This window comes from Clostridium phoceensis, assembly GCF_001244495.1.
Classification (GTDB): Bacteria; Bacillota; Clostridia; order Oscillospirales; family Oscillospiraceae; genus Lawsonibacter; species Lawsonibacter asaccharolyticus.
Genome location: NZ_LN866274.1, coordinates 2,056,989 through 2,076,870, shown reverse-complemented (window position 1 = coordinate 2,076,870; position 19,882 = coordinate 2,056,989). Strand labels below are relative to the sequence as shown.

Below are 19,882 nucleotides of genomic sequence, written 5' to 3'. Positions count from 1 at the left end.
TGTATCAAGCCTCCAGCTTCCAGCTGTTGGCCTGGGCCCGGACATGAACGAAGTCAGCATACAGGCCCGGCTGGGCAATCAGTTCCTCATGAGTCCCCCGCTGGACAATGTGCCCGCCGTTCAGGACCAGGATCTGGTCGGCATTGCGCACCGTTTTCAGCCGGTGGGCAATCAGGATCAGAGTTTTTCCCTTTGTCAGAGAGGAAATCGCGGCCTGGAGTTCCGCCTCGTTTTCCGGGTCCACGCTGGCCGTTGCCTCGTCCAAAATCACGATGGGCGCGTCTTTGAGCATGGCCCGGGCGATGGAGAGGCGCTGCTTCTCGCCCCCGGAGAGGGAGCCGCCGCCCTCTCCCAAAACCGTGTCGTAGCCGTCCGGCAGGGCTGTAATGAAATCGTGACAGCAGGCGGCTTTGGCGGCAGCCACCACCTGCTCATGGGTGGCGTCCGGGCGGCCGAACTTGATGTTGTTCTCCACCGTGTCGTTGAAGAGATACACCGACTGGAACACCATGGAGATGTTCTTCATCAGGCTGTCCAGCTTATACTCCCGCACATCATGGCCGCCCACGGTGATCCTGCCGCCCTGAACATCCCAGAAGCGGGCGATGAGATTGCACAGAGTGGTCTTTCCGCCGCCGGAGGGCCCCACCACGGCGATGGTGCTGCCGGAGGGGACGGTGAGACTTACATGGTCCAGGATAGTCCGCTCCCCATAGGAGAAAGAGACATCCTCAAACCGGACAGAGGCATCCTCCGGTTGGAGTTCCGCCCCGTCAATATCCATCACCGGCGTATCGTCGATGGAGTTGGCCTTATCCATGGAGGCGCCCAACATCTGGAGATTGTCCGCCATATTGCCGGCGCTCTCCAGCTCCGCATAGAGCATGAAAGAGGCAACAAGCATCAGCAGGCACCGGGTCAGGGGCAGGCTCCCACCAGAATAGAGCGCCAGAGCGCACACGGCCAGCACCACGGCGAACAACCGCACCGTAATCTGCCGCAGGCCCATCCAGGGGGCTACGGAGTGCTCCAGCCCCAGGGCCTTTTCACAGCTTTCATCCACAGTTTTCTGCACGGCCTGGCCGCTGTCCTTGTCCAGTCCATAGGCCTTGACCACGCTCATACCCTGGATGTACTCCAGCACTGCCTCCACCAGCTTCATCTGGGCGTGCTGGCGGGCAGGGCCGGTCTTGAGCAGGGACCGCTGGCTCAACTCCGTAACCAGCAGATAGGCCAGGATGCCCGCGATAGCCAGCAGACCGAGCCTCCAGTCCACAAGCAGGATCACCAGACACATAGCCAGGGTGTTGAGGAAACCGCCGATGACGCTGACCAGGCAGCGGGCGGCGTTGTTCTCCACATCCCCCAGTGTGGTGGTAACTACGGCGGTAATGTTGCCCAAGGAGTTGTCGTTGAAGTAGCCCATGGGGATGTAGCGCAGCCGGTCCCCGATATGGACCCGCTTTTCCGCCACCATGAAATAGCCCGTCTCCGTCTCTGCGTTGGTGGACCAGTACGAGCAGGCGGTCCGCCCCGCCACGGAAACCAGCATGACGCCGATCACGGGCCATATGCTCAAGTTCGCGCCGCCCACCAGAATCTCCAGGGTCAGCATCAGGGCCCAAAACTGGAATGCGGTGAACACAGCCCCCAGGAACGCCACGAGCATGGATTTTTTCAAAAGGCCCCTGCGGCTGCCTGCAAAGGCAGAAATTTTCCGAAGCACACTGAACATCTCTTATTCCTCCTCTCCGTCCCGAACGCCCAGATAAGACTGCCACATCTGCCGGTACAGCGGGCAGGAGGCCAGAACCTCCTCCTGCTTCCCCTGGGCGGCGATCCGGCCGCCTTCCACTACAACGATGTTGTCCGCGCCGGCTACCGTGCCCAGCCGGTGGGCAATGACGATCAGGGTCTTGCCCTTCGTCAGACGGGAGATGGCCTGCTGGATGACCGCTTCATTCTCCGGGTCGATGCTTGCAGTGGCCTCGTCGAGAATGACGATGGGCGCATCCTTCAGCATGGCGCGGGCGATGGAGATACGCTGCTTTTCACCCCCGGACAGGTGGCCGCCGCCCCCGCCGCAGATGGTGTCGTAGCCCTGATCCAGCTGGCGGATGAAATCATCGCACCCGGCAGCCCTGGCTACCGCCTCGACTTCCGCATCGGTGGCGTTCAGACGGCCCATGCGGATGTTGTCCCGCACCGTGCGGTCAAAGAGATAGTTGTCCTGAGATACATAGGCGATCTGGCGGTTGAGCTGTTCCAGCGGGATTTTCCGCAGGTCCACACCGCCCAAGGCGACAGAGCCGCCCGTCACATCCCAGAAGCCGGCGATGAGCTTGGCAATGGTACTCTTACCGGAGCCGGAGGGCCCCACAAGAGCGGTCACTGTCCCCGGCCGGATGTCCAGGTTTACATCGTGGAGCACTTCACCGTCCTCCTGCTTGTAGGCAAAGGACACATGATCCAGCCGGATACCCAGCCCATTCAGCTTCATCTCTGCCGTGGGTCGCTTCAACTCTGGGGCGTCCAGAATGGCGGAAATCTCGCCCACATTGGTTCCCACCACCGCCAGTTCATCCACAAAGGTCATGGCCGACACCAGCGGCCCGGTAAGCCCCAGGGACAGCACGACGATGGTGAGGAATACAGCTGTGCTCAGGCTTCCGCCGCCCCACAGCAACAGACCCACCGGCAGGACGGGCAGCAGCACCGAGGGGATGACCGCCTGCATGACCGCCATATACTTCTGGTTATCCGCCATCCAGTCCACATAGTATTGGGCGTTTTCCGTCACGGCATCGGAATACCGCTTGTAGGACCCGGCAGACTGGCTGAACGCCTTGACCACCTGGATGCCTCCCACATACTCCACGATGGCATTTGCCATGCGGCGGCCTACCTCCACGGCGCCCTGCCAGCGGGCGGCGTAAGTCTTGCCGCTCTGGGAGGCTACTGCGAACCCGATCACTGTGGTTACCAGGGAGGCAAGCCCCATTCGCCAATCCAAAACGAAGATATAGACCGCGATGCTCACCGGCACCAGCAGATTGGAGGTCATCTCCGGCAGCAAGTGGGCCAGAGTGGGCTCCATCCCTTCCACCCGGTCCACGATGGTGGTCTTGTACTGGCCGGAGGGTGTGTCCAGAATCGTTCCCATGGGCACCCGGCTCAGTTTGGAGAGCAGATTTTGCCGCACCCGGCGTAGCGTGTGATAGGTAGCCGTGTGGGACAGGCTGGTAGACCATGTGGAAAACAGCGCCTTTCCCGCATAGCCCACCAGAGCCAGACCGCACCAGGGCAGGCACTCCGCAAGGCCGCTCCCTTCCATCAGCAGGCCGATCATGGCCGCCACGCAGAAGTATGGCACCATACCGCAAGCCACCCCCAGCACCGCCAGGGCTACCGAAGCATAAAATCCGCCGTGCTCACCACTTGCCCACCCCCACAGCACAGCAAAGGGTGAGGGTGCTTTCTTGTTATCCATAGTTTGAAATCCCTTCCTTTCGGTTAGTAAATGCTAACTTCAAATCAAAAGGAAAACCCTTTATCCAAAGGGAATTCCAAGGAGACGGAACCAGCCTGCGGAGTAAAAATCCCGCAGGTCATCCATATAAGCCATCGCTTTTTTCCGCGGCATGTCATGGCGGATCGTTTCAAACATGCCGTTGAAGAGTGCGGTGGACATGATGTGGATCAGTTCATCATCCAAACGCCGGATGGGATAGCCGGCTTCCACCATTCGGTCTACCAGAAGCCGCCCGGAGTGATCCTCAATTTCCGCCAGAGTATCCAGATAATGCTCATACTTTGTCCCGGAAGAGCAGCAGGCGATGAGCTTGAATGCGTCAAAGTGGTCGTAGAGAAAGTCCATCATCCAGGATGCTTCCTTGTCCGGCACCTCCGGGAGCTTTTGAAGCTGCTCCTCCAAACTCCTGCCGGCAAAGGTCTGTTGAAGGGTTTGATAACGCTCTACCAGTTCCTTGGCAGGCTCTCTCACCAGTTCGTCAAACAATGCCTCCTTGTCTGTGTAGTAGCGGTAAATCGCCCCAGTTGTTACTCCAAGAGAGGCCGCTATGCTCTTTAAGGACGCTCCCCGGAAGCCGTTCTCCATAAATTCCCGCTTCCCGGCCTCCAGCAAATCCGCCCGCAGCTTTTCATTTACAGGGCGCATATTGTTCACCTCTATTCGATAACTATATTATCTAATAATAATATTATCTTAAAACGAACACCTGTATTTGTCAAGCCCCTATTATAGTGACTGGATAGTATGCAGATTGATACATTCAACAGATAGTAAAAACGCAGCCGCCTTAACGGGCAGCTGCGTTTTTACTAAATATGCTCTGTATTACGACTACTGTTTTTCTTACTCCTCAAAGTGATAACCGTATCTGTGTACAGTTTGAATCGCATTGATATTTAGCTTTTTTCGTATCTTGTAGATCCGGCTGGTGACGCTTTCGAGGCCGGAGGCAAAATCATCGGACATCACATATCGGTAAAATTACTCCCGAATAAATGTCCAGCATTTATATAGTTTGGAGAATATTGATAACGGAATGGTCTAAATATCTTTGTCTTCAAAAAACAGGTTGGAATCCGATGGCGCCTGTTCCCGTTCCGTATCCGTGTATTCCCGAATAGTGGAGCAGACTGTAATTTTATAAGACTCGAACAGTTTTTCCCGTCCTTCCTTCTGGCTCATACGGTGCTGCATCACATTCCGCCACCGTTCCACGGCGACTTCGTCGGTCCAGACATTCATGGAGAGCAGTTTCCCTTCCTCATTCAAGCTGCTGAACCGCTCGGCGCTGATAAACCCCTCGAACCCGGCCAGCATCGGCTTCAACATGGCGGCCAGATCCAAGTATTTCTGCAGTCCTTCTCTGGTGGGCTTTACCTCAAACAACACAACTATGTTTGCCATCTTTACTCCTCCGTCTATATTCTATTCGCTGAACTATGTATTCTTATTCCACAACTTCATATCCTGCATGGTCAAGAATATCCAATGCTCTTTGATAATTCTCTTTTTTGATCAGAATATAGTCTGTATTAAAAGTCGAAATTGCAAAAATTGAAATCTTGTTTTCCGCTAAAATCTGTGCAATTTCAGCCAGTATCCCAACCAAAGAAAAATCTAAAATCCCTTGAATACGGAAAGCATTCCACCCATCATCCCGCTGCGTCACATTGGTGGGAACATCAGTAGTCATGCAGACTAAAGAGTTTTCTTCACCTGTTTTACCCACAAAACAATACTCTGCATTCAAATTTACCAGGGAATAATCGGCTACTTTACATACTGAAAAATCGTCATCAATCTTTTTTATCTCCATAAATTTTCCTCCTGTAAGTTTCTGCTGAGAAATCGCTATTCCAAAAAGCACCCCGCATCGTGGGAATAGATGACCCCCACCGCCTGTAAGTAGGCATAGACCACCGTGGTCCCCACAAATTTCATGCCCCGTTTTTTCAAATCCCTGGACACCCGATCAGAGAGCGGCGAGCTGGCCAGCCCTTTTTCATAAATCACCTTGCCGCCTGTCCAGCCCCAGAGATAATCTGAGAAGCTGCCATGCTCCCGCTGGATCTCGCGGAACACCCGTGCGTTGGTCACGGCGGCCCGTATTTTCAGGCGGTTTCGGATGATGTCCGGGTCGCTTTGCAGAGCGTCCAGCTTTTCCTCCCCATAGGCGCAGACCATTTCCAAATCGAAGCCGTCAAAAGCCCTTCGGAACGCCTCCTGTTTGTTCAGCACACATTCCCAGGATAAGCCTGCCTGAAAGCACTCCAAAACCAGCATTTCAAAGAGCTTGTGGTCATCACGGACGGGAACGCCCCATTCATCATCGTGGTAGCGGACATACCGCTCGTTTTTCGGATTCGCCCAGCCGCAGCGCATCTTTCCATCGGCCCATTCCATTGTAATTCACCCCCTCTGGTTTGCTTTTTCACACTTGCCGCAGTCGCTGCATCCGTTGCAGATGATCTGGCTTCCGCAGGTTTGGCACCGCTCCCGAAAGTGCGGCACATAGCGGGCTTCCTCCGGGACCGGCTGCCCCCAGGCGTCGCGCAGGTCAAAGTGTATGGGCTTTCCTCGAAAACTGACGCCGGATTTGTACGCCATCTCGCTCTGCACCCGCTTATTCGGGAGGCGGTACAGCCTGCCGCCTTTGATGAAGTTCGTTCCGGTTTCAATAAAACAGAAGGTCACATGGTAGTCTGCACACTCCTGCCGGAGCGCCTTGACCCAATCAAAATCGCAGGGACGGGAGCCGTCGTAATTCTCCCCGCCGCATTTTACCCGTTCGATCTGCCCGGATGCAAGATAAGGCCGGATGTTCACCGGGCCTAAAAATGGTGCGCACATGATCCCCTTGTGGTGAAAGGGCAGCTCCAGCAGGATGGGAATGCGCTCGTCCGCCCGGCGCTGGTTTTCGCAGGTCACATTGAAGAAGATATTGGGCCAGCCCGTCCCCCAATCCCGCGGCAGACAGCGCTCCACCCGCTCCGGTCGCTTGGTGAGCAGATAGAACACCACATCGCTCCGTTCCCGCATCATATCCCAGGCTTCTTCCCGCCAGGAATCGGCTTCCTCCAGAAAAAAGTCCGAGGTCATGCAGACCCGGATCATTTCGCCGCTCTGGATTTTATAGCGTCCCTTCCGGTCCTGCTGCACGGGCTTCCGAAAACCTGCCTTTGTCTTATAGATCCTCCTGCCGTCCTGCTCCCGGAGACGGTCCAGAAAATACATATAGCAGTGCGCGCATCCCTCGCTGCATTTTACGCACCCGTGCCAGGGGTTCCAGATGTCATGCACGCCGCTGATCCTCTTTCATCAGGAACGATTTCTGCGCCCCAGGCTCCAGCCGGTCCGTGGGCTTCAGATGGCCGATCAGGAGCGGCGAGTCCGGATCATGGAGGGCGTAATTCTCCCGCGGGAGCTGGGCATTTTTATTGGCGTAGCAGTATTTACACCCATTGAGACAGCTGTTGAGCGCCCCGATGTCCCGGCTCTGCATACAGTGGCAGCCCTGCCGGAAGCCCTGATGCTTCAGATTACGGAAGCGCAGCCCGTTGGCCCGCCCCAGAATATCCAGCGTGATACAGCCGGAGGACAGGATGCCGTAGGGCGCATAATCCGCCTCCGGCCCGCAGGTCTGCAAAATGAAGCCCTGTTCCCGTGCGATTTTTCCGATGCCCGCCGCAATCTCCCGTTTGTCCGCTTCTGTGAGGGGAATCAGCTCCGGGAAGTTGACCTCGTGCTTTTTATACATCTCCACAAAGCTGAAAATGCATCGGTCAAACTGGCCTTCCAGCCCCTTGGCGATATAGCGGAAGGTTTCCAGGTGCCGCTTGACGGTGTACTTCTCCGTCAGGAGGATCGGGTCGTAGCGCCACGCCATGCGCTGCGGGCCTACGATGCGGGCTAGGGCGCGGAAGGTTTCCATGCTGGCGTCAATGTCCGGCACCCCCGGCTCGACATCCTTTCCATAGGCGGTGACGGTATAGTGAAAATAGGTTGGAAACTTCTCAGTGATCTCATGGATGCGCCCCAGGACCGGGAAGAAGTTTTTAGAGCCGAAAATGATACAGTCCACCTTTTCCGGCGTCAGCTCATAGCGGCGGACCGAATTGGGGAACAGGGAATTGCGTGAGAGCGCGTACCCCTCCTCAAACCGCTTGAACATCCAGTCGGAATAATAGTTGACAATATCCGTTCGGCCGCTGATATTGATAAGCATAATCAGGTCCTCGCTTTTGTGTGAATCAGAGCGCCGTGCCTTTCTTGGGGACAAACAGGCGGGACAGATCCGCGCCCTCATGCTCCAGCAGCTTTATCTTTGTGGGGATGCCCCCGGCATATCCGGTAAGGCTGCCGTTTGCCCCCACGACCCGGTGACAGGGGATGATGATGGAGATGGGGTTATGGCCCACCGCTCCACCCACCGCCTGACCGGACATGGAGTTCCGACCCATCTGGGCCGCCAGTTCTTTTGCAAGCGTCCCATAGGTCGTGATCTCGCCGTAAGGGATCTGGCAGAGAAGTCTCCACACCTGCTGCCGGAATTCCCCGCCGATGGGATGCAGAGGCAGTTCGGAGGGCGACGGCTTTTCTCCAGCAAAATACCGGTCCAGCCAATCCCGTGCGGCGGAAAAGACAGGGAGCCCGTCCCGTGCCGTAAGCTCCTTTTCCACCGCGCCGCCAAAGTATTTCTGCCCCTCCAGCCAGACGCCGACTAAATGTTCGCCATCGCTGCCCAGGGTGAGCGTCCCAACCGGCGATAAATATGTTGTGGAATAATACATTTCTATCTCTCCTCACAGGGTATTCCAGAGGTTGACCGTGGCGTAGCTGCGCCACGGGCGCCACTGCTCCGCCAGCTCCAGCAGTTCCCTGGCTGAATAGCCGGGGAGGGCGTGCCGGACCCCCACATCGGTTTCTAGAAAAGCGTCCGGCCAGCCCATGGTACGCATGGCGATGTACTGGGCCGTCCAGCCGCCGATCCCCCGCAGGCTTTGGAGCTTTTCCATCTCCTGTTCCGGGTCTGCGCTCAGGCTCAGATCAATGGCCCCGCTGGTCAGGGCCTCCGCCAGCGCCCGGATGCTCCCGGAACGGGCGGAAATCACGCCGAGAACGCCGAGCTGTTCTTGAATGCCATCTCCGAGGGCCAGAATATCTTCCGCTCCGGGGAAGATACGGGTCAGGCCCTCGATTCCGGTTTTGACGGGGGCGCCAAACTGCTCCGCCAGACGGCCGGCCAGTGTGCTGGCCGCCCTCACCGTGATCTGCTGGCCCAGGATCGCCCGCACAGAGGTTTCAAAGGCGTCGAAGCAGCCGGGGACCCGTGTCCCCGGAACACACAGGCCGGGCCGAAGCTCGTTCATCCTTTGCAGGGTTTCATAAATCAGATCCGGATTGCAGTCCAGATCAAAAAGCCGCCGCACCCGGTACAAAAGCTGCGGAAGTACCGGGACCAGGGACTCGCTTAAAGTTACCCGAATCCGGTGCTTTGCTTCCAAATGGCTGACCTGAACCCAGCCGCGGCAGGGCGCCCCGTTCCGGTCCCGCAGGGAAACAGTACGGGCGTAGCAGCCATCCAAAACCGCCTCGACACCCGGAATGGCACGGGCGGCCAGAAACTTCAGTATCTCCGCCCAGCGGTAAGGGGGGCGGTAGTCCAGATTGACCGCGATTTCTTTCTTCTGTGTTCTCCCTGCGGACTTGCGGAGATCGGTGGGAGAGAGCCGGTAGTGCTTCTGAAACAGATCATTCATCCGGCGCACGCTCCCAAATCCCGCTGCCATCGCCACCTCCAGCACAGGCAGGTTGGTGTCCGTCAGCAGGTTTTTCGCCATCAGAAGGCGGCGGGTCTGCAAATACTGGACCGGCGTCACATGATACTCCTGTTCAAAGACCCGGCGCAGATGCCGGTCTGTGCAGCCCAGCCGTTTTGCCAGCAACTCTAAACTTTGGCCGCTCCCACAGGATTCGTCCAGCAGGCGGGCCGCCCGCTGCGCCAGGGCGGAGGAGGCGTCCATGATGGAGTTTCCAGGTGCCAGTTCCGGGCGGCAGAGCATACAGGGGCGATACCCCGCCTGCTCCGCTTCGGCAGCAGTGGCGAAAAAGGTCATGTTCTCATACTTGGGCAGCTTGGCCCGGCAGATCGGCCGGCAGTAAATGCCCGTTGAGGAAACGCCCCCGAAGAAACGGCCGTCAAATCGTGCATCTTTCGAGCGAAAGGCTTCATAACAAGCCTCTTTGCTTTCAGTTAACAATGGTTTCACCCCCGAGATTTCAGGTTTAACTGGAGTATACCATAGTTTCTGTTCTGTGTCTGGCCGTTTTCGGACATGGAACTATTTTTTTGAAGGCATATCGGATTTTGAGAGAAAACCTCGACAAATTGAAAATGGCCCATGCAAGACTGTGGGGATGGTGCAGGGAGTTCAAGGTCCGGTGTGGAAAAACAGCCAAAGGGTGAAAGCTGAAATTTGCTATAGCGTCAACCGCCCCACAGCCGCGACTTTTATGAAACGTATCCTTCAAAATATATTGACATAGTGTCAGAATGGTGTTATGATAGAGCTGATGACATGGTGTCAGAATAAAGCGTGAGCGTATGGCATTTCGCCAGTATAGAAAATTCGGGGGCTTCGTATGAAAGCAAAGGTTTATTTCAGCTGAAGCGGCTGCCGAGTTGGGCGTTGGCAGCCGCGAGTACGAGTTGATCGAACTGTAATTGAGGAGGAGCAAGGAATATGAGCAAAACACTGATCGCCTATTTTTCCGCCAGCGGCGTGACCGCCGGGGCGGCCCGCGAGATGGCGGACGCTATCGGCGCGGATCTGTATGAGATCTGCCCGGCGGCGCCCTATACCGATGCAGATCTGAACTGGATGGATAAGAAGAGCCGCAGCACTCTGGAAATGAATGATCCGGCTTGCCGCCCCGCCATTGCATCGCAGGTGGAGCATATGGAGCAGTATGACACCGTGTTCGTGGGCTTTCCTGTCTGGTGGTATGTGGAGCCGAGGATCGTGGACACTTTTCTGGAGAGCTACGACTTCACCGGCAAGACCATGATCCCCTTTGCTACCTCTGGCGGCAGCGGTATCAGCAAAGCAGAAAAGAGCCTGCGCGAGCACTGCCCCGGCGGAAACTGGAAAAAGGGTAGGCTGGTGAACAGCGGCGCGGCCGAGTGGGCCGGAACGATGCTGGGAAAGTGAGGGGCGCATTATGCCAAAGGGGTCTGATGAACTGACGCAGGCCAGGAAAGATGAGATTGTCAACGCCTGTGCGGAACTTTATGAAACCATGGGCTTCCGGGATATCACCATTCGGGACATCGGCGCCAAGACCTCCTTCACCCGTACCTCAATTTACAACTATTTTCAGACCAAGGAGGAGATTTTCCTGGCCTTGCTCCAGCGGGAGCACGAGACATGGATCGCTGACTTGGAGGAAATCATTCAGGGGAATGAGTCCCTGTCTGTGGACGGTTTTGCGGGCGCACTGGCACATACGCTGGAGAAGCGGGTGTGTATGCTCAAGCTGATGAGCATGAACCTTTATGATATGGAGGGAAACAGCCGCCTGGAAAATCTGGCGGTGTTCAAGCAGTCCTATGCCGGTACTCTGCGTGCCGTCACCTGCTGCCTGGAAAAATTCTTCCCCTGCATGACGCCGGTGGATGTTCAGAATTTTATCTATGCCTTCTTTCCTTTCCTGTTCGGTATCTATCCCTACACCTCACACACAGAAAAGCAGCTGGAGGCCATGAAATTGGCTCATGTGAACCATATCGATTATTCCGTGTATGAGATTGTAAAGACATTTATCGCAAGGCTCCTGCGGTCGTTCCACTGAGAGCAGCAGGTAAAACGAAGAGGAATTGGAAATATGACTGTTTCATTGGAACGGTCTGCGGGAAACAACTGAGAGGCTCTGCGGCCGGACTGGTGCCGCCCCCTTTGGGTAAACAGGAGAACTTCTTCTGGGAAAACCGGCCGCAGGCTGACTTGTGCAAAACAGTGCCCCACCGTCGAAAGCTGCATGGCGGGGCATTTTTACGGGAGGAAAAACATCATGGAATACCGCATTCACCCCAAGACGGGTGATAAGATCAGTGTGATTGGTATCGGTACTGGCCCCATTTTTGATACTACAGAGAAAGAGGCCGTCCAAGCTCTGGTCTATGCTTATGAGCACGGCGCTAACTATTTGGATTTCGCCACCGCTGGAGCCAGAACCTTTCCCTATGCGGGAGCGGCTCTGGGGGCCGTGCGGAAGGAGCTGTTCTACCAGATCCATTTTGGCGCTAACTATGAGACTGGCGAGTATGGCTGGACCACGGATCTGGACACGGTAAAGCGCCAAGTGGACTGGCAGTTAAAAGAACTCAAAACAGACTACATCGACTTCGGCATGATTCACTGTCTGGATGAGGAACGGGACTGGGCTGCCTATCAGAAAAACGGCGTACTGGACTATCTGCTGGACATGAAGAAAAACGGGACTGTGCGGCACATCGGTCTGAGCACGCACACGCCTGGCCTGGCCCAGAAAATCCTGGATACAGGCCTTGTGGAACAGATGATGTTCTCAATCAACCCATCTTATGATTACCAGCACGGAGAATTTGCCATCGGCAGTGTGAGAGAACGGATAGAACTTTATCGCCGCTGTGAGGCGGAGAGCATCGGTATTTCTGTGATGAAGCCCTTTTCCGCCGGCCAGCTGCTGAATGCAAAAACATCTCCTTTCGGCAAGGCGCTCACCAAAATCCAGTGTATCCAGTACGCTTTGGACAAGCCCGGCGTGCTTACGGTTCTGCCCGGCATCCGAAATCTCCAGGATATGAAGGACGCCCTGGCATGGATAGACGCCTCGCCGGAGGAGCGGGATTACTCCATCCTGGGCACTTTCACCCCCGGGGATGCTACAGGGACCTGCGTATATTGCAACCACTGTGCCCCTTGCCCGGCGGGGCTTAATATTGGCTTGGTCAATAAATACTATGACCTGGCTAAAATCGGAGACCCTATGGCGGAAGATCACTATGGCAAGCTGGAGAAGCACGCCACAGACTGTATAGGGTGCGGTCATTGTGACAATCGCTGCCCCTTCCATGTTCAGCAAATGGCTCGGATGAAGGAAATTGCAGCGTTCTTTGGAAAATAAACTGGGTATAAAACTGCGGCATAAAACGCATAGTCCGGCGAATAGAGTATGAAGAGGCCAGGGAACGGTGATCTTTTCAGATTGCTGCACTCTGGCCTTTTTGTTGTCAATTAAAATTCAAAACCGGGATTTCAATTTTTGTAATATAGTCCTCGATTCTGTCGATTACCAGCTCATTGATCCCAATCTCATAGGCATAGCCGGAGAACTGTAAATGGTGCTGTTCCGCGTAGCGGAGGATTGCTTCATAGCGGGCAGGCAGCCTGTCCCAATTCCCAATGCAGAATGCCCGCAAATAGACCCCGCCGGGGCGCCTGTGGAGTCCCATCCTGTTCTGCGTGTCTGGCAGTTCGATAAACAGCTTGGAGTAGTCCTCAAACCTCCGGGCCAGGAGGTTTTCCACCGGGAGCATGGAGCCGTAGGGAGTCTGGTACATACGCGGAAGCTGATATTTCTTGGTCTGCTCAAGAATCAGCTCAATCTCATCCTCCAGGGACTTTTCCGGTGATGTTTGCACCGTCGCCAGATACTGCGGTTCCCGCTCAATGAGGGAGATCTCGGAGAGGTCCAGGTCCAAAAGTTCGGTCATCTCCTGGCGGCGGCTGCACAGTTTTGACCGGACGGCCTTCAGCCCCTGGATCGTCCGGTCCAGTTCTGTGATTTTATCCCGAAGCAGGTCCGCCATGCTCCCAGCGGACCTGTTTTTCATAAATTCCTGAATATCCCGGATGGGCACGTTCATGTCCCGGAGCAGCAGGATTACCTCCAGCTCCGTACTCTGGTAATAGCTGTATAGCCGGTACCCATTTTCTTTGTGGATAAACGCAGGCTTGAACAGCCCGATCTCATCATACCACATGAGCGTCTTTTTGTTGATCTCATGCAGAGCGGCAAACTGGCCGATGGTAAACAGCTTCGGTTTTTCCCGCGACATTTTTCAAAAACCCCCTTGACCGTCCGGTAACTGTACGGATTATGATACTCCATGCCGGTAACTATGACAAGAAGCAGGAGGAATTTTCGTGCAGAATGAAACTGCATACAGCAGACCCGTCACCCTGATAAACATTCTTAGATTTGCAGTCCCAGAGACAAATTGTCAAGGACTTTTTCATCAAATTCACAAAAAATCCACAAAAAAAGGTGCCAGAAGCACCGTATGGCTCCTGACACCTCGTTTGATAGATTACATTTTTCCGTTCAGCAGGTCTTTGCAGAGATACGCATAGTCTGGCAGCTGGTTGATATATGGCTCCCAGCGCCGCTTGATTTCGGCCAATTCCAGCGGATCGGCTGCTTCCAGTGCATGATCGTTGCCTGTCATATATAAAACATCCGTAGCAACATCATCCAAACACCTGCCGCAGAGATCGGCGGCTGATTCGATTCTGATACCGGTATCCACATAGACTGGATTGACGCTAATCGCCAGCCAGACATAGCCTACCTTGTCCGACCAGAGCAGTTCAAAATCAGGGCTTTGCCGCAGATGTTCCGCAAAGACCTCCTTTACTCGTTCAATTTCATGCTTCTCTTTTTCTGTGTAAAGCATTTTCGTGTCCTCCTTGACAAAAATTTTGGTGCGTACCATCATCAGTTTAGCACAAGGCAGCTTCGTTTATCAGTCTGTCACATCTGCTGAATTTCATTTTTGAGCATACGCTTGATTTTATCGCTCATGGTTTCTGTGCTGGTATTGCTGAAATGGACATGAACTTTGTAGGTTGTCTTTCCGATTTTCTTTACCATCGCCGGCGTGTTTTCCGGCGCTCTGGACGCAGTAGCGGCGTCTGCCACCTGCATAGTACGGGGTTCTTTGTTCATGGCGCTCCTTTCTCCGAACGGGTCTGTGACACCCGGTAAAAAATCAATCGTGCTTACTGTTTACAATGTCTTTTGCTGTCTGTCGGGTAGCACCGGCATTTTCTTCCCGGAAATTCTTCCCGTCAAAGAGAATCGGCGCACACCGTTCCAAAATACGATCATAGATACGGGCGTGAGCCAGATCAGGTGGGTTTTTCAGCTCGGACAGTTTCAAGTTTGTTGTAATAATCATGGGCCTGCGGCTGCGGTAGCGGCTGTCAATGACGAAAAACATCTGCTCCATCGCATACTCGGTATTGCGCTCCACACCCAAATCGTCAATGATGAGCAGGTCGTACTCGTCAAAGCTGGCGATAAAGTCGGCCCTGTCCTCGGAGAACATCCCTGTCAGGCGATTCAGAATGGTGGGAAAGTTCGTCATCAGCACCGGCACATCCCGGTCAAGCAGGGCGTTGGCAATACAACCGGCGAAAAAAGACTTGCCGGTTCCCACATCCCCGAACAACAGCAGGCCGGTGTTGTTTTTATATGCCTCCTTCCAATTTTCCACATAGGCGCGGGCCTTGTCCATCAATGGGTTTTGCCCGTTATCATTGGAAAATGTGTAGTCGTACAGATAACGGTCTTGCAGGCCCTGTGCCTTTCGGCGTTTGATACGCTCCATGCGGCGCTGCCGTTCCTCGGCGGCCTTGCGCTGCTCCTCAGCCTCCCGCTGGCACTGGCAGATGCAGCGCGGCATAAAGTAGCCGGGTTTCCCAAAGCATGGCACAACGGTCTGCCTCTGGCCGCCGCACTTTTTACAGTGAATGAGGCCGTCTGCCGGGTCTATGTACTCGTCCCCGGCCAGTTCCATACCGGCGGCTGCCTTGTCGATCAGCGCCCGGATTTCTGCGGTAATCTCAATCATACGGTTTCATCCTCCTTTACGCTGTAATCCCGGTTGCGAGAGGGCGGGGCTGCTTTCTTCGCGTCCTCACCGGCCCAGCGCCGGATGGTCGCTGCATGGCTCTGATAACGCTTGCCGGTAGAAGCCATGTACTCGGACAGTTTTTCGATGTACTGACCCCATACGGTGGGAAAGCTGGCCTGCAAGTCTGCCATTTCCTCGTCCGTCAGGAAAACATTTTGGTAACGGCCATAGGCGCGGGCGGAGTGTCCCTTCTCTATCTCTCTCTTTATCTCTATCTCTTTCTCTAACTCTATCTCTATCTCTGGTGGACGAATGTCGGACAAATGTCCGCCGTTTGTCCGGGGCGCAGAAAGAGCCTTATTTTGGAGCCTCGCAGCCCGCTTTCGCTCAGCCTCGGTAGAGGACTGGCCGATTAAAAGTTCGATGTTGCTCATGTAGAATGTGCCGCTGTCCAGCACCTCCACAAGACCCAGCTTCAAAAAGATCTGCAAAGCTCTCTCAACAGTGCCGATCTGCTGGCGGGTAATGGTGGCGATCATCTGCGCCGTGTAAGGAATGTCCTCGTCAAGTTGAAGCCGTCCACCATGTTTCAGCGATTTCAGATACAGCTTGAGCAGAATGTTGGAATACAGCACACCATCCTGCATACTTTCCAGCAGCACGATGGAATCATCGTCAAAATAGTTTTCTTTGAGTTTCAGGTAATAATATTTTCGATTGTCTGACATAGGGTTCCTCCTTGGGGTTCTCTTGGGATTCTGTACGCATTTTAAGGCTATTTTAGTGGGCAGAGGATAAATCTATCAGACTGCCTTTGACACCCCCGAAAAAAACCTTGATTTACAAGGGTTTTTCATCCCCTAAAGCGTGACATTTCTCCCGTTGTTTCCGCTTGCGCTTTGCGGCGTTGATCCGCTTCATGCGTGCGGCACATTCCGGGCAGTATTTGGCTCGGTTGGAACCGGGGGTAAACAGTGCCTTACATACGGAGCATTTCTTAGCATTCAGCCGGTGGAACAGCGCCGTTTCCAGTTCCTTATCCTGCGGCAATACCGCCGCCCGAAACCACCTGCACAACAGGGAGTAGGAAATAGACTGGACACAGACACATTCCTCCCCATCGTCCAGGGCGATACAGTTTCCGTCGATGTAGTTACAGCACTCATGCACCAGCCTCCGCGCTCTGCGATACTGGCGGTAATCCATGACAGGGATAGGTTCAGTCTTGTTGTTCTTCATAAATGATTTCTTTCATAAAGCCGGTAACCTCCTTGAATGAATTTATTGTTAAATATTCGTGCAAAGTATTGTTTTCTTCGTGCAAATGGCATATACTATAATTGCCAGCAGAAAGGGGTTGATCGTATGGCTGGAAATACCACAAACATCAGTATCCGCATGGACGCAGATTTGAAAGCGCAGGCGGACGCACTGTTTACTGAACTTGGCATGAACCTGACTACGGCGTTTAACATCTTTGTGCGCCAGTCGCTTCGTGAAGGCGGCATTCCCTTTGAAGTAAGGCTGGAACAGCCGAACAAAGAAACGGTTGCTGCCATGCTGGAAGCGGAAAGGATTGCAAAAGACCCGTCTGTAAAGGGCTATAATGACCTTGACGAGTTGTTTGCTGACCTGAAAAGATGAAAGAAACCAAATATACCGTCAAGTACACGACCAGTTTCAAAAAGGACTACAAACGAGCCATAAAGCGTGGCTTGAAGATTGAGCTGTTGGAGCAGGTCGTAGCATTGCTGGCGATGGGCGAACCGCTGCCAGATAAGAACCGTGACCATGACCTGTCCGGCGATTGGGCAGGCCATCGGGAATGTCACATTCTCCCGGACTGGCTGCTTGTCTACCGCATAGAAGATGATGTTCTGGTGCTGACGCTGGCCCGCACCGGCACACACAGCGACTTGTTCGGCAAATAAACAGTCTGCCGCCGTATGGGGAAACCTGTACGGCGGTTTTTCTGTATGCAAAGGTATGTCGTGAAACGCGACGCACCTAAAAGGGGTACGCCAAAACGCGGTAGACTTTACCGCTCCGGCCCACGGTCGTGAGACTTGTCCCTTTCCTGTCGGGACAGCTGCTCGGCGGTTTTGCGGAGCCGTTCCACTGCTTTCAAATCCTCCCTCATGGATTTCATGGCAAGCGTGTCCGTCTGCTTTCCAGCGGCCAGCTGGTCAATTTCCAGCTGCCATGCCTTTGGGGTGATTGCCTCGCCGCTGTCTTTCAGTTCTTTCAGATACCGGGCCGCTGCGTCATACAGAATCAGTTCCCGGCTGTGGCGCTGTTCAAACTGTTCCCATTTTTCCGGCTTTACTTTGGCAAGCTGCTTGTGGATGGACTTGTACTGGTTGTACTGTTCCCACATCTCCCCGCGCTCGGTAAGGGTAGTGATCCGGCGCTCGGCCTTGACGATCTTTCCGCGCAGGTCATAGTAACGGCTGTTCATATCAGCGATTTTTTCATGAAGCTGCTGCATAGACTGGATGCCGTTTGCCTGCAAAAAGCTGAATAGTGCAGCGCTTTCCTGCAAAGCCCGGATTTTGCCGGTGCGGGTGCGGGGAGCGTCCAACTGCTGCTGGGCCTCCCACAAAGCTGTCAAGCTGCTTTGCTGTGTTTGTGGTTTTTCCGTTTCGGCTTTCGACCAGCGATAAAGACGGGTAATGCGGGCTTTGATTTCTTTCAGCAGCTTATTGTCGGCGGCGATCTGCCGGTTTACTTCGCCCTTGTCGGTGCGGATGCCGCGCTTTTCCATTTGGCTGGCAGCTGGCCCCAGATGGACAGAGGGAATCTTATCAATGCCCTGCCGCTTGTAGCTGCGGTGATCTACCAGGGCGGGCTGACCGGCAGCCTCCAATGCCCGGTTGGTATAAGCCGCCCACGCTGCCCGCCAAATCTCCACATTTTCTTTATCGTTCCAGTCGGTCGTATCCTCTCTGTGATTTTTCCAGCCGCCTTTCCCATCCGGGATACGCTGTCCATTCTCGTCCAGATCGTATGCCTTGCGGCACTTTGCACCCCACTGTCCATTTTCTTTCAGAGGCCGGAGCGTCAGCATGATATGGACATGAGGGTTGCCGGTTCCCTTGTCATGGATAGCAAAGTCAGCACACATTCCTTTGTCTACAAAGTTGTCCTTCACATAGGCACGCACAAGGGCAAGCTGCTGTTCGCCGGACAGTTCACGGGGCAGGGCTGCTTCAATCTCGCGGGCAAGCTGGCTGTCCCTTGCTTTCTCGATTTGCTCCACGCTGTTCCAGAGGATAGATCGGTCTGCAAATTCCGGCGGCGCGTGGGCAGGCAGCATGATCTCCGCATGGACAATGCCGCCTTTCCGGGTGTAGTCGTGGGTCATTCCGTCCCATTCATTTGTCAGCTTGGTTCCGCTGCGGTAAGCAGCTGCGGCAACGGCAGAACGGCCTGCGCTGCGCTTTATGATACTGACGGGGATATGACAGAAATCTATGGGGAACACCTCCTTTCAGTGAGGGGATAACAGGCTCTGTGGAGCCGGACAAACGCAAAGCGGGTGTTTGGCTGCGCAGAGCGCACAAGGGGTTTGGGGAGTGTAGCGCCCCATCGCGGACGAAGTACGCAACGCCCCCGGCAGGGCGCACAGCACCGGCAACGGTGTATAAGTGCGCCCTTGTAAACAAGGGACTTACGGCTTGTCCCCGGATTTCGGCAGTTTTGCGGCCAGTTCTGCCGCCCCCGGAAGATGGGACAGGGCAATCAGGAACGCTTTGACCTCTACGCCGGGAAGGTCGGGGGCCAGAGGGAAAATGCCCTCCAAAACGGCCCCACGCTCAATCAGGCGGCGGGTGCGGGCCTTGCGTTCCTCGTTGCGCTGCTTGTTCTCCAAAATCTTCTTTCGGCTTTCAAGCTGCCGAATCTCCTTCAGGACTTTCTCCCGTTCTTCTTTTTGGGGGCGGGCTGTAATTTTTTCGTTCATGTCAGGCACCTCTTTTCTTTGAAAATACTCATAGATTGACCGTCCATTTCTGTCGAGCAAAGTACCGGCGTAGCCTCCGCAGTGCGGCATGGATGGATTTTCCCGCCTGTGATGGCGTGATACCCTCCATTGCGGCAATATCTTTCACTTTCATACCCAGCATATAGCGGGCGTGAACACGGCGAGCCTGCATAGGCGGCAGGGAGGAAATGGCTTCGTACAATCGCCGTATCAATTCTTCGTATTCGGCTAATTCTTCTTTTTCTATCAGGTAGTCCTCCGGCGATGGCTGCGCCCAGCCGATGGCGGCATTTTCGATTCCATCGTTACAATCGAGGGAATAAAACGCCTTATACCGGAACATCTTGCGATCTCTGGCGGCCTCGGCTCTCTTGTCCAGAAGAAACGCTTCGACGATCTCATCGGACACCTCCACAAAAATGTCCTCTTTGCAAAATGGATAATATTGTTTGAGATTGATGGTCTGCAT

At 54.6% G+C, this 19,882-nt stretch carries 24 protein-coding genes; 5 read left to right on the top strand and 19 right to left on the bottom strand.

What is annotated here, in order from left to right:
• Nucleotides 1-4: 4 nt before the first annotated feature.
• The 10 genes from BN1969_RS10710 to BN1969_RS10665 form a co-directional block, all read right to left on the bottom strand.
• Nucleotides 5-1,735, bottom strand: a complete 1,731-nt coding sequence (locus BN1969_RS10710; protein ID WP_050624271.1) for an ABC transporter ATP-binding protein — start codon at nt 1,733-1,735, stop codon at nt 5-7.
• Nucleotides 1,736-1,738: 3 nt separating this feature from the next.
• On the bottom strand, nt 1,739-3,490 hold the full coding sequence (locus BN1969_RS10705) for an ABC transporter ATP-binding protein (protein ID WP_050624270.1): 1,752 nt from the start codon (nt 3,488-3,490) through the stop codon (nt 1,739-1,741).
• 60 nt (nt 3,491-3,550) lie between these two features.
• Nucleotides 3,551-4,177, bottom strand: coding sequence for a TetR/AcrR family transcriptional regulator (locus BN1969_RS10700; protein WP_050624269.1), 627 nt, complete (start codon nt 4,175-4,177; stop codon nt 3,551-3,553).
• A 396-nt stretch (nt 4,178-4,573) separates the two neighbouring features.
• Nucleotides 4,574-4,936, bottom strand: coding sequence for an antibiotic biosynthesis monooxygenase family protein (locus BN1969_RS10695; protein ID WP_050624268.1), 363 nt, complete (start codon nt 4,934-4,936; stop codon nt 4,574-4,576).
• A gap of 43 nt (nt 4,937-4,979) precedes the next feature.
• Nucleotides 4,980-5,348 carry an ACT domain-containing protein gene (locus tag BN1969_RS10690; protein WP_050624267.1) on the bottom strand — a complete coding sequence of 123 codons (369 nt, stop codon included), beginning with the start codon at nt 5,346-5,348 and terminating at the stop codon, nt 4,980-4,982.
• 35 nt (nt 5,349-5,383) lie between these two features.
• A complete protein-coding gene (locus tag BN1969_RS10685) occupies nt 5,384-5,935 on the bottom strand; it encodes a DNA-3-methyladenine glycosylase I (RefSeq protein ID WP_050624266.1) in 552 nt (183 codons plus the stop codon).
• 6 nt (nt 5,936-5,941) lie between these two features.
• Entirely contained in the window at nt 5,942-6,832 is an 891-nt protein-coding gene (locus BN1969_RS10680; RefSeq protein WP_050624265.1) for a DUF5131 family protein, read from the bottom strand.
• Entirely contained in the window at nt 6,825-7,757 is a 933-nt protein-coding gene (locus BN1969_RS10675; protein WP_050624264.1) for a DUF1848 domain-containing protein, read from the bottom strand. The genes BN1969_RS10680 and BN1969_RS10675 overlap by 8 nt, the downstream gene beginning before the upstream one ends.
• 25 nt (nt 7,758-7,782) lie before the next feature.
• Nucleotides 7,783-8,322: a methylated-DNA--[protein]-cysteine S-methyltransferase gene (locus tag BN1969_RS10670; protein ID WP_050624263.1), complete on the bottom strand. Its 540-nt coding sequence runs from the start codon at nt 8,320-8,322 to the stop codon at nt 7,783-7,785.
• Between the two features lie 12 nt (nt 8,323-8,334).
• Nucleotides 8,335-9,801, bottom strand: a complete 1,467-nt coding sequence (locus tag BN1969_RS10665) for an AlkA N-terminal domain-containing protein (RefSeq protein WP_419185505.1) — start codon at nt 9,799-9,801, stop codon at nt 8,335-8,337.
• 474 nt (nt 9,802-10,275) lie between these two features.
• On the opposite strand from BN1969_RS10665, the gene BN1969_RS10660 reads away from it, so the two are divergent.
• From BN1969_RS10660 to BN1969_RS10650, 3 genes are all read left to right on the top strand, one after another.
• A complete protein-coding gene (locus tag BN1969_RS10660; RefSeq protein ID WP_050624261.1) occupies nt 10,276-10,743 on the top strand; it encodes a flavodoxin in 468 nt (155 codons plus the stop codon).
• A 10-nt stretch (nt 10,744-10,753) separates the two neighbouring features.
• Nucleotides 10,754-11,383, top strand: a complete 630-nt coding sequence (locus BN1969_RS10655; RefSeq protein WP_050624260.1) for a TetR/AcrR family transcriptional regulator — start codon at nt 10,754-10,756, stop codon at nt 11,381-11,383.
• A gap of 219 nt (nt 11,384-11,602) precedes the next feature.
• Nucleotides 11,603-12,697: an aldo/keto reductase gene (locus tag BN1969_RS10650; RefSeq protein WP_050624259.1), complete on the top strand. Its 1,095-nt coding sequence runs from the start codon at nt 11,603-11,605 to the stop codon at nt 12,695-12,697.
• A gap of 106 nt (nt 12,698-12,803) precedes the next feature.
• Here BN1969_RS10650 and BN1969_RS10645 read toward each other — a convergent pair whose 3' ends face one another.
• From BN1969_RS10645 to BN1969_RS10620, 6 genes are all read right to left on the bottom strand, one after another.
• On the bottom strand, nt 12,804-13,631 hold the full coding sequence (locus BN1969_RS10645; RefSeq protein WP_050624258.1) for a MerR family transcriptional regulator: 828 nt from the start codon (nt 13,629-13,631) through the stop codon (nt 12,804-12,806).
• A gap of 252 nt (nt 13,632-13,883) precedes the next feature.
• Nucleotides 13,884-14,249: a hypothetical protein gene (locus tag BN1969_RS10640; RefSeq protein ID WP_050617393.1), complete on the bottom strand. Its 366-nt coding sequence runs from the start codon at nt 14,247-14,249 to the stop codon at nt 13,884-13,886.
• A gap of 77 nt (nt 14,250-14,326) precedes the next feature.
• Entirely contained in the window at nt 14,327-14,500 is a 174-nt protein-coding gene (locus BN1969_RS10635; RefSeq protein WP_005924807.1) for a transposon-encoded TnpW family protein, read from the bottom strand.
• A 64-nt stretch (nt 14,501-14,564) separates the two neighbouring features.
• On the bottom strand, nt 14,565-15,428 hold the full coding sequence (locus tag BN1969_RS10630; RefSeq protein WP_050617392.1) for an ATP-binding protein: 864 nt from the start codon (nt 15,426-15,428) through the stop codon (nt 14,565-14,567).
• Nucleotides 15,425-16,159 carry a putative phage replisome organizer gene (locus BN1969_RS10625; protein WP_050617391.1) on the bottom strand — a complete coding sequence of 245 codons (735 nt, stop codon included), beginning with the start codon at nt 16,157-16,159 and terminating at the stop codon, nt 15,425-15,427. The genes BN1969_RS10630 and BN1969_RS10625 overlap by 4 nt, the downstream gene beginning before the upstream one ends.
• Nucleotides 16,160-16,271: 112 nt before the next feature.
• A complete protein-coding gene (locus tag BN1969_RS10620) occupies nt 16,272-16,670 on the bottom strand; it encodes an IME_Rho_tet family cysteine-rich VLP protein (RefSeq protein ID WP_050617390.1) in 399 nt (132 codons plus the stop codon).
• 126 nt (nt 16,671-16,796) lie between these two features.
• Here BN1969_RS10620 and BN1969_RS10615 point away from each other — a divergent pair, with 126 nt between their 5' ends.
• Nucleotides 16,797-17,075 (top strand): type II toxin-antitoxin system RelB/DinJ family antitoxin, encoded by a 279-nt coding sequence (locus tag BN1969_RS10615; protein WP_005924829.1) that lies wholly within the window; start codon nt 16,797-16,799, stop codon nt 17,073-17,075.
• A complete protein-coding gene (locus BN1969_RS10610) occupies nt 17,072-17,362 on the top strand; it encodes a type II toxin-antitoxin system YafQ family toxin (RefSeq protein WP_002596328.1) in 291 nt (96 codons plus the stop codon). The genes BN1969_RS10615 and BN1969_RS10610 overlap by 4 nt, the downstream gene beginning before the upstream one ends.
• A gap of 107 nt (nt 17,363-17,469) precedes the next feature.
• On the opposite strand, the gene mobQ is transcribed toward BN1969_RS10610, so the two are convergent.
• The 3 genes from mobQ to BN1969_RS10595 all read right to left on the bottom strand — a co-directional run bounded on the left by mobQ (nt 17,470) and on the right by BN1969_RS10595 (nt 19,882).
• The gene (gene mobQ, locus BN1969_RS10605; protein ID WP_077138751.1) at nt 17,470-18,915 is read right to left on the bottom strand and encodes a MobQ family relaxase; all 1,446 of its coding nucleotides are present in this window, start codon (nt 18,913-18,915) and stop codon (nt 17,470-17,472) included.
• Nucleotides 18,916-19,101: 186 nt separating this feature from the next.
• Entirely contained in the window at nt 19,102-19,392 is a 291-nt protein-coding gene (locus BN1969_RS10600) for a DUF3847 domain-containing protein (RefSeq protein WP_050617388.1), read from the bottom strand.
• A 28-nt stretch (nt 19,393-19,420) separates the two neighbouring features.
• Complete coding sequence (locus BN1969_RS10595) at nt 19,421-19,882, bottom strand: RNA polymerase sigma factor (protein WP_009296689.1); 462 nt, start codon at nt 19,880-19,882, stop codon at nt 19,421-19,423.

Bases quoted from the DNA above. Each gene is read 5' to 3' on its own strand.
- BN1969_RS10710 (WP_050624271.1), bottom strand. From the start codon at position 1,735: ATGTTCAGTGTGCTTCGGAAAATTTCTGCCTTTGCAGGCAGCCGCAGG.
- BN1969_RS10705 (WP_050624270.1), bottom strand. From the start codon at position 3,490: ATGGATAACAAGAAAGCACCCTCACCCTTTGCTGTGCTGTGGGGGTGG.
- BN1969_RS10700 (WP_050624269.1), bottom strand. From the start codon at position 4,177: ATGCGCCCTGTAAATGAAAAGCTGCGGGCGGATTTGCTGGAGGCCGGG.
- BN1969_RS10695 (WP_050624268.1), bottom strand. From the start codon at position 4,936: ATGGCAAACATAGTTGTGTTGTTTGAGGTAAAGCCCACCAGAGAAGGA.
- BN1969_RS10690 (WP_050624267.1), bottom strand. From the start codon at position 5,348: ATGGAGATAAAAAAGATTGATGACGATTTTTCAGTATGTAAAGTAGCC.
- BN1969_RS10685 (WP_050624266.1), bottom strand. From the start codon at position 5,935: ATGGAATGGGCCGATGGAAAGATGCGCTGCGGCTGGGCGAATCCGAAA.
- BN1969_RS10675 (WP_050624264.1), bottom strand. From the start codon at position 7,757: ATGCTTATCAATATCAGCGGCCGAACGGATATTGTCAACTATTATTCC.
- BN1969_RS10670 (WP_050624263.1), bottom strand. From the start codon at position 8,322: ATGTATTATTCCACAACATATTTATCGCCGGTTGGGACGCTCACCCTG.
- BN1969_RS10660 (WP_050624261.1), top strand. From the start codon at position 10,276: ATGAGCAAAACACTGATCGCCTATTTTTCCGCCAGCGGCGTGACCGCC.
- BN1969_RS10655 (WP_050624260.1), top strand. From the start codon at position 10,754: ATGCCAAAGGGGTCTGATGAACTGACGCAGGCCAGGAAAGATGAGATT.
- BN1969_RS10650 (WP_050624259.1), top strand. From the start codon at position 11,603: ATGGAATACCGCATTCACCCCAAGACGGGTGATAAGATCAGTGTGATT.
- BN1969_RS10645 (WP_050624258.1), bottom strand. From the start codon at position 13,631: ATGTCGCGGGAAAAACCGAAGCTGTTTACCATCGGCCAGTTTGCCGCT.
- BN1969_RS10640 (WP_050617393.1), bottom strand. From the start codon at position 14,249: ATGCTTTACACAGAAAAAGAGAAGCATGAAATTGAACGAGTAAAGGAG.
- BN1969_RS10635 (WP_005924807.1), bottom strand. From the start codon at position 14,500: ATGCAGGTGGCAGACGCCGCTACTGCGTCCAGAGCGCCGGAAAACACG.
- BN1969_RS10630 (WP_050617392.1), bottom strand. From the start codon at position 15,428: ATGATTGAGATTACCGCAGAAATCCGGGCGCTGATCGACAAGGCAGCC.
- BN1969_RS10625 (WP_050617391.1), bottom strand. From the start codon at position 16,159: ATGTCAGACAATCGAAAATATTATTACCTGAAACTCAAAGAAAACTAT.
- BN1969_RS10620 (WP_050617390.1), bottom strand. From the start codon at position 16,670: ATGAAGAACAACAAGACTGAACCTATCCCTGTCATGGATTACCGCCAG.
- BN1969_RS10615 (WP_005924829.1), top strand. From the start codon at position 16,797: ATGGCTGGAAATACCACAAACATCAGTATCCGCATGGACGCAGATTTG.
- BN1969_RS10610 (WP_002596328.1), top strand. From the start codon at position 17,072: ATGAAAGAAACCAAATATACCGTCAAGTACACGACCAGTTTCAAAAAG.
- BN1969_RS10600 (WP_050617388.1), bottom strand. From the start codon at position 19,392: ATGAACGAAAAAATTACAGCCCGCCCCCAAAAAGAAGAACGGGAGAAA.
- BN1969_RS10595 (WP_009296689.1), bottom strand. From the start codon at position 19,882: ATGCAGACCATCAATCTCAAACAATATTATCCATTTTGCAAAGAGGAC.